At 34.1% G+C, this 7515-nt stretch carries 8 protein-coding genes and 2 pseudogenes; 5 read left to right on the forward strand and 5 right to left on the reverse strand.

Translation table 11 applies throughout. The annotated features are described in order from the left end of the window. The 5 genes from CQA66_RS08770 to CQA66_RS08790 all read left to right on the forward strand — a co-directional run. Positions 1 to 377, forward strand: a 377-nt coding sequence (locus CQA66_RS08770) for a formyltransferase family protein (RefSeq protein WP_280524087.1), incomplete at its 5' end; no start/stop codon positions are given. Positions 378 to 542: 165 nt separating this feature from the next. Beyond that, positions 543 to 1475 (forward strand): hypothetical protein, encoded by a 933-nt coding sequence (locus CQA66_RS08775; RefSeq protein WP_104762777.1) that lies wholly within the window; start codon positions 543 to 545, stop codon positions 1473 to 1475. Between the two features lie 82 nt (positions 1476 to 1557). After that, a complete protein-coding gene (locus tag CQA66_RS08780; RefSeq protein WP_104762778.1) occupies positions 1558 to 2469 on the forward strand; it encodes a PDC sensor domain-containing protein in 912 nt (303 codons plus the stop codon). A gap of 60 nt (positions 2470 to 2529) precedes the next feature. Beyond that, positions 2530 to 3081 (forward strand): RDD family protein, encoded by a 552-nt coding sequence (locus CQA66_RS08785; protein WP_104762779.1) that lies wholly within the window; start codon positions 2530 to 2532, stop codon positions 3079 to 3081. Continuing rightward, positions 3065 to 5521: an LPS-assembly protein LptD gene (locus CQA66_RS08790; RefSeq protein WP_233707703.1), complete on the forward strand. Its 2457-nt coding sequence runs from the start codon at positions 3065 to 3067 to the stop codon at positions 5519 to 5521. Before CQA66_RS08785 ends, CQA66_RS08790 begins: the two co-directional genes overlap by 17 nt. 156 nt (positions 5522 to 5677) lie before the next feature. Here CQA66_RS08790 and CQA66_RS08795 read toward each other — a convergent pair whose 3' ends face one another. The 5 genes and pseudogenes from CQA66_RS08795 to CQA66_RS09345 all read right to left on the reverse strand — a co-directional run. Next, positions 5678 to 6208 carry a restriction endonuclease gene (locus tag CQA66_RS08795; RefSeq protein WP_104762780.1) on the reverse strand — a complete coding sequence of 177 codons (531 nt, stop codon included), beginning with the start codon at positions 6206 to 6208 and terminating at the stop codon, positions 5678 to 5680. A gap of 96 nt (positions 6209 to 6304) precedes the next feature. Then, positions 6305 to 6394 (reverse strand): annotated as a pseudogene (locus tag CQA66_RS09720) (type II restriction endonuclease); the annotation flags it as partial. Positions 6395 to 6777: 383 nt separating this feature from the next. Beyond that, on the reverse strand, positions 6778 to 7047 hold the full coding sequence (locus CQA66_RS08805; protein WP_104762782.1) for a type II toxin-antitoxin system YafQ family toxin: 270 nt from the start codon (positions 7045 to 7047) through the stop codon (positions 6778 to 6780). Then, positions 7047 to 7241 carry a hypothetical protein gene (locus tag CQA66_RS08810; protein WP_104721378.1) on the reverse strand — a complete coding sequence of 65 codons (195 nt, stop codon included), beginning with the start codon at positions 7239 to 7241 and terminating at the stop codon, positions 7047 to 7049. The genes CQA66_RS08805 and CQA66_RS08810 overlap by 1 nt, the downstream gene beginning before the upstream one ends. A 45-nt stretch (positions 7242 to 7286) precedes the next feature. Further along, positions 7287 to 7515: pseudogene (locus tag CQA66_RS09345) on the reverse strand (hypothetical protein); the annotation flags it as partial.

Here is a 7515-nt window from a genome sequence, read left to right on the forward strand (position 1 = left end):
CTAGCATTGGATTACAATATCTGCTTTTAGCTGGCTTCATGCGCATTCTTAGCCCTTCTTTCTTTGCCAAACCTCTTGATTTTCAGATAATTAATATTCATCCTAGCTTCCTCCCTCTACACAAAGGAGCAAATGCCATAGAAAAAAGTTTTCAAGATTCGCATGATTTTGGTGGCGTTACCGTGCATTTTGTGAATGAAGAAGTAGATGGTGGAAGCATTATCCTGCAAGAAAAGCTTTTGAAGATTCCAAATGAAAGCCAAACCTCTTTTGCTAAACGAATCCACGAATTAGAATACAAGCTCTATCCTCAAGCAGTGCTTATGGTGATAAGCCAAAATAAAGACTTAAAAATCACCAATAATGAAAAAGTCTAAGTATAATTTTCAAGTATAGTTCTTTATGATAAGAATAAACTGATAATTGATATATTAGTTTTATAATATCTATTTGTTGTTGATAAAATTTTGCTACAAAAGTTCAAAACATCACAGACTTTGACTATATTTACATAATATTTTTCTTGGTAAAGAGACAAAGTAATGAAAACAAGTATAGAAAAAATCTTAGCACTTCTCAATCGTTATAACACAAGTGTGTCCTATCTCTCGCAAATTATAGGAAAAGACAGGAGGACTCTAACAGGCTGGCTTGAGAAAGGCATTGAGCCTAGTACTGAAGCCAAGAAAAAGATATGTGATTTTTTTCGCTATCCTTATAGTTTATGGGAATGTAACGATAGTGAATTTATGATGATGCTTGAGAGCGTCCCTGCACAAGAAGTAAAAATTATAGACAAAGGCTATGAGGGTAGCTTGCGATATATTTTAGAACAAGAAAAAACGAGCCGTTTTGTTATCCAACCACGATTTCCCGGTCCAGCCTATCGTGATTTTATCGCAAAATCTCCCTACAAAGCTTCAACTTCAGAAGAAGCAAAGCAGCTTCGCATGGAACGAAGTAAAAGAATCCTAGATTATCGATTCATCTCACATGAATGGTATTCTTTAGAATCTCTATTGCGATTTGTTTTCTCACCCATTGGTAATTTCTATACCAAAAAGCAGAAGATTCTTATTTTACAAACCGTTTTTGAAGTATTCTATGACAACTACAATAAACATCTGTACTTATTTGATTCCCATGCAACAAAAGTTTTTGGTATGGATACAATTTACATTTCTATCAACAAAGACAAAGAAATTATGTTTTTTAAAATGCCTATTGATTCGCTCATTGTGGAAGTTTCCAATAAAGCATTAGTCGAAAAAATGTTCAAGCATTTTTCTTCAAAACATTCTACGCCAAATCATATTCCTCCATTTTATTCTCCTCAAATTATCCAAATGATTCTAGAATCCCTACAAAATGACGAAAGTTTGTGTAAGTTCTATCAAAAAATAATGAAAAACACTCCTTATGCTAAACTCTTCGCCAATCAAATAGCCCCTGAAAGTTTATTGCAATGCAAATAACTAAAATACAAATCACTATCTTTGATTTGCTTGCTGCTTAATTGGGTTGAAATGCTTCTATCAAAATATCAGGAGACAGATTATGCTATCAAAAGACATTGTAACTTATTCTCATGTGCGACATGAATTACGTGCATATATGTGCTATCTTTTCACGCAAAATATCAAAAATTTTATGCCAAAGCCAGAATTTACAACAGTGCTTGCAGGATTAAAACGTATCAAAGATGAAATAAAAGATTTTGACGCCATGTATATTTTAGATGGCAATGGCATTCAAATAAGCGATATTCTACAAAGAAAAGACATTATCCCTAACGAATATAAAGATTTCTCACAACGTGCCTATTTCTACGAGGCTTTAGAAGAGCAAAGATGTATTATTACAAACCCCTATCCTTCACGAATCGATGGTAACCTCATAATTACTGCCGCTTACCCAGTCTATAATCAAAAGCGCGAACTGCTTTTTGTAGTCTGTATTGATATTCTTCTACGTGATGCCATCAAAATCAGTTCGCCTAGTTGGTTTTTTGGTGCATTTACACATTTTAGCATCGCTATGTATTTTCTTTTTTCCGTTGCTTTAAGTGTTGTAGCCCTTATGCTAATGATTGAAGGGGTTATTAAATTTTGGTCAAAAGAGCTCTTAGCGTTTAATAATTTTGACATAAAAGATATTTTTGAATCAACGATATTGCTGACACTAGCCTTAGCTATTTTTGATTTAGTAAAAGCTATTTTTGAAGAAGAAGTGTTAGGCAAAAATGCTAGACAAAAAACTTACACCGTGCATAAAACAATGATTCGATTCTTAGGATCTATTGTTATCGCTCTAGCAATAGAAGCCTTAATGCTCGTCTTTAAATTCACCATTTCATCTCCTGAAAAACTATTATATGCCGTATATTTAATTGCTGGTGTTGCTATCCTGCTTATTGCCTTAGCAATTTATGTAAAATTTGCATATGGCGCACAAAACAATAAAGATTAACACGTCCTTTCGCAAAGACGGCGGTTCGATTCTGTGCTATAATAAAGCCAAAGGATACTAATGGATAATTTAGAATCAAATCTCTATCGCGAAAACATTCATTTAGCCCCACTTGCTTTAAGAATAGGTGCTTATTTGATTGATCTATTATTAATGTTTTTGCTTATTAGTATTTTTTTTTCTGATTCACAAAAGCAACAACTCCATCAAGCCTATGAAACAATTCAACAAGTCTACACTTCGGAATATACGACAATACAATTAGATTCTCAAACAGATAACAGCGCGATACTACAAAATCTACGATCTAGTCTTAAAGATTCGCTCAATATCTTGCTGTATTATAAAATGCTCTGCATAGGTTTAGAAATCATTTACAACTTCCTTTTAGTGTATTTCTATGGACAAACGCTCGGACAAATGATTCTGCGAATCAAAATAATTAATATCTCTCATTTTGATAAACCAAACCTGCATCAATGTATGGGGAGAGCCGTGAGCAAATGTTTATTAGGTACAACATTTTATATTAGCTTTGCGATTGGTTTTATTGACAAATGGAGGCGTACGCTTCACGATAAAATAGGCAAAACCATTGTTGTCTCTCAATAGAATTTGTTTATTTGTACTGGTGTGTAGTAGTCTCTTACTTGCAGATACTTCTACACAAAACAATACGTCTCGTTCTATTTTTCACTACAAAGCCCATTCTAGTTGGTTGGATTCTAAACTACAACCCACCCTTAACACTCCTATCGTCTATCAACAACAAACAAAGACAAAACTATCCCCAAAAGACAAGGAAAATCTTACAAAAAATTTGCAACTAGCTGTTGAGAAGCGCGATATAGATAATTCCAAACTGCTTGAAATTCTAGGGCAACAAGTAGAAAGTCGCGATGACTATATAATTATTAGCAAGCACGCCGTCCTTAAAAACAAAGAAGCCTATATTCTCGCAGATAAAATCTACTACAATCCGTCCCGCAAACAAGCTCGTATGATAGGCGACGTTAAGATATACAAAGGAAATAGCCTCTTTGTATATACGCAACAAGCAACCATCTATTTCAATGCAAACTTTAGCATTATTCGCCCTTTTTATGTGCAAGATTCTATTTCTGGAATCTGGACAAATGCCGAAAGTGCAAGTCATCATAAATCCACTTATCGCTTTGCAAAGTCAATGGTATCGGGTTGTGCATTCGTCAGTCCAGCATGGAGAATCGAATCATCTAAAGGCAATTACAATCAATCAAACAATATGTTGTCATTATGGAATCCTCGAATCTATATAGGCGATATTCCCGTATTTTACTTTCCGTATTTACGATTCTCATTAGAGAATAAACGTACTTCAGGTCTCCTCTATCCTACCATTGGTAGCTCTAGCACAGATGGGGTAGTCTATATTCAACCCTATTATCTCGCTTTGCAAAATTTCTGGGATATGACAATAAGCCCGCAAGTGCGAACAAACAGGGGCTATGGTGTTAATTTTCAATTCCGAGCAGTAGATTCTAGCAACGATAAATACATATTAGGTGTACGTTACTTCTATAACAACGATACATACATGCAGCAATTCAACTTATTGAATCAACATATCTATGGTTTTGATTTTAAGCATAGCAAACGTAATGTACTACAAAAATATTTTGGCTTACATTCTCACTTAGACAATGCAATGTATTTTGATATTGTCTATATGAACGACCTTGATTACATGCGATTGGATAATCTACGATACACCCTTAATTCGCCTTTTTATACATCTCGAATCAATCTCTATGCGCAAACAAACACACAATATTTTGGATTAAATCTACGTTATTTTCTCTCACTCAATACCAACAATGATAGTCAAACTTTCCAAAATCTACCTAATTTACAATACCACAAATATCTTAGTACGTTCCTTAGAAAAGAAATCCTCTATTCTATTGATTATCAAATGAAACATGCTTATCGCTCTCAAGGATATTCCTATGTCTCTAACGAATTGGCAATTCCTTTTGGCATGCAATTCTCTCTGCTTAATAAATATCTTTCACTTGGATTTTGGCTACGTGCCTATGCGGGAAATATCTATGCCTATAATACGCAAAATGCCCGTATATACGATACGCCAAATGCCGCTAGTCAGTTAAATGAATCTATGGGAAATTATGCTAACTTGAATTATAAAATTTCACTTAATAGCGATATAGGACGTAGCTATAATAATTTCTTTCACTCTATGCAGACTTCACTCACTTTCTATTCACCCATAGATATAGCAGTTTTTAGCAATGGCAATATTAGTGCTGATATTTTGAGAAATTTTAGCAATCTTAGCCCAGAGATTCAAAATAACATTCAAAATGGCGAGAATATATGGGATCCAACCTACTTAAATAATCTCTATGAATTACGTAAAAGGTTGGAATTGAATCTTTCTAATTACTTCTACAACGCACAAGGTTCAGAGTTATTTTATTGGCGTATCACACAAATTTTCAACTTTAATGACAAGGAATCTCCGCTTAGGTTGCCTATGGAAAACAAATTGGGTACTTCACCCATAAAAGGACTATATTTAAACTTTAGTTTTTTTTATTCATGGCTTTATAATGGTTTCACCGAGTTAGCATTAAGTGCTACTTACAATAAGGGTTATTATGCGGCTTCGATCTCTTATTATCTGAAAAGAGACGATGCACAATGGAGTTTAGATCCTAATACGTTAAGTTATCGACCTATAGATTCTTCTAATTATCTGAATGCGTCTATTCGAGGAGATGTAGGATACTTTGGTTTGGTTGGTAATGTAGCCTATGATTTCCGCTCAAATATACTTGTCAATTTAGGAATAGGAATCTATAAAGATATTCGTTGTTTTGGTATAGGCATTAAAGTAGGTAGCGAGAGAACGCCTATCTTAACGCAGAACAACAATATTAATGTCATTAATAATCTTTATGCAAAAGTAGAATTTAAGTTTGTGCCACTCACTAATTTTGGTTACACATATAGATTACGTCCAATTATTGAAGACAATAATACCAAGTAGCAATGCTATTAACAACTTCCTAAAATGCGTTGCAGTCTATACTACAAACAATAAGATTCTAAGAAGATTTAATATGTTAAAAGACTTTAATGCACCGCTAACTAGAATTCAAAAGATTCATTAAAATAAAAAGCTATGAGATTTCAATCAACAACCTCATACAGCCCTATTATACGGAATAATGACATACTCTATATGATTCTCGCTGGCATACTTCTTTGCCGCATATTCTTGTATCTGACAACTTGTAACAAACACTTTTTTAAGTGTCTTGTTGCGCAGGTTTTTCCTATTTTTCTCTACATATACCGCACAATCACCCATAAAAATGCGCAAATGCTCTTGTTTGACTTGCATATTTTCCCAATTTTTGCATTGTATTAACAGAATTTCTTTGTTTTTAGAGGCAATCAAATCAATACCACCGTCCATTTTCCCCTCATTAATGCCTTTAAAATAGACTTTATAGCCGCTCTCTTCAAAGAATTTACCAATTTGCCTCTCATATCTCTGACCTTTTTGCTTGCAATACCATGTTTTCTTGGCTTGATTATCTTGTGTGTTGAGAACGGTATAATCACTCTGTTTTCTTTTATTTAAAAAGTTGTTTTTCATTTTCTTTATACGGTTACTTAAAAACCATGCAATACACAACGAAACAATCAATGTAATCACTAGATTTTCCATGCCTTACCTCAAACAGAATATCGATACATTACCAGATAAATTGCTCGAGTGTAACACATATACAATTTGCTACCTCTATAAGCTTTTTATTTATCTCTATTTGGATTCTACGATTTTTATCTCCTCATTCGTGAGATTATAGAGCTGATAGACTAAAGAATCAATTTGGGATTCTAAGGTGCTTGTGTCGGGTATTTTGTCATGTTGAGGCTTTGCAAAAGCCGAAACATCTCTTTTAGAGCCCCTTGATTCTTTGCCTAGAGATTCTTCACCTGCTAATGCAGGTTCAGAATGACAATCAGAATCTTGTTTGTCATGTTGAGCTTTCGCAGAAAGCGAAACATCTCTATTATTTTGAAGAGATTCTTCGCTTCGTTCAGAATGACAAGAATCATTGTCATGTTGAGGCTTTGCAAAAGCCGAAACATCTCTTTTAGAATCCATTATTTGAGATTCTTCGGGCACAAAGCCCTCAGTTTGACAAGCCTCTTTGATTGCAAGAATCTCATTCATTCAAAGCAGTGATTCTATCTATGATTTTTTGGCTTGATTTGGTAAGTGGTAAGAAATTATCTAAACAATTCGCTATGGCTACCCACAGAAACACAAGTTAGAATCAAAAGGTTTTCTTGCTTTTGATAAACCAGCAACAAATCAGGCTTAATATGGCATTCTCTAAAGTCTTTAAATTCACCCTTAAGCTTGTGGTCTTGATATTTTTTCTCTAAAGGTTCATCATTGGCTAATTTTTGGACGATACTATCAACTAGTATCTGATTATCTATTGAAAGCTTCTTGTATTGCTTTTTATATCCCTTAAGAATCCTAATCTCATACATTAAGATTCCATTGTTTTTTTGTATTCTTCAAAGTCTTGGCAAACCTCATATTCTCCATTTTTGATTTCTTTAAGGGCTTGTTTCATCAAACATTCTTTTTCTTTTTTAACCTTAACTTTGGCATTATCAAGTTTCGCCATAGACTTGATAGCCTTTTGCAATTCCTTGCTTGCATTTTCAATCACCAAAGTCATCTTTACTCCTTGTGTAGTATCTTCAATATTATACACAAACGAACTTCAAGATTCTACAAGTCTTATCTCCTCATTGGTGAGATTATAGAGCTGATAGACTAAAGAATCAATTTGGGATTCTAAGGTGCTTGTGTCGGGTATTTTGTCATGTTGAGGCTTTGCAAAAGCCGAAACATCTCTTTTAGAGCCCCTTGATTCTTTGCCTAGAGATTCTTCACCTGCTAATGCAGGTTCAGAATGACAATCAGAATCTTGTTTGTCATGTTGAGCTTTC

The sequence above is a fragment of the Helicobacter aurati genome (genome assembly GCF_003364265.1).
Lineage (GTDB): Bacteria > Campylobacterota > Campylobacteria > Campylobacterales > Helicobacteraceae > Helicobacter_A > Helicobacter_A aurati.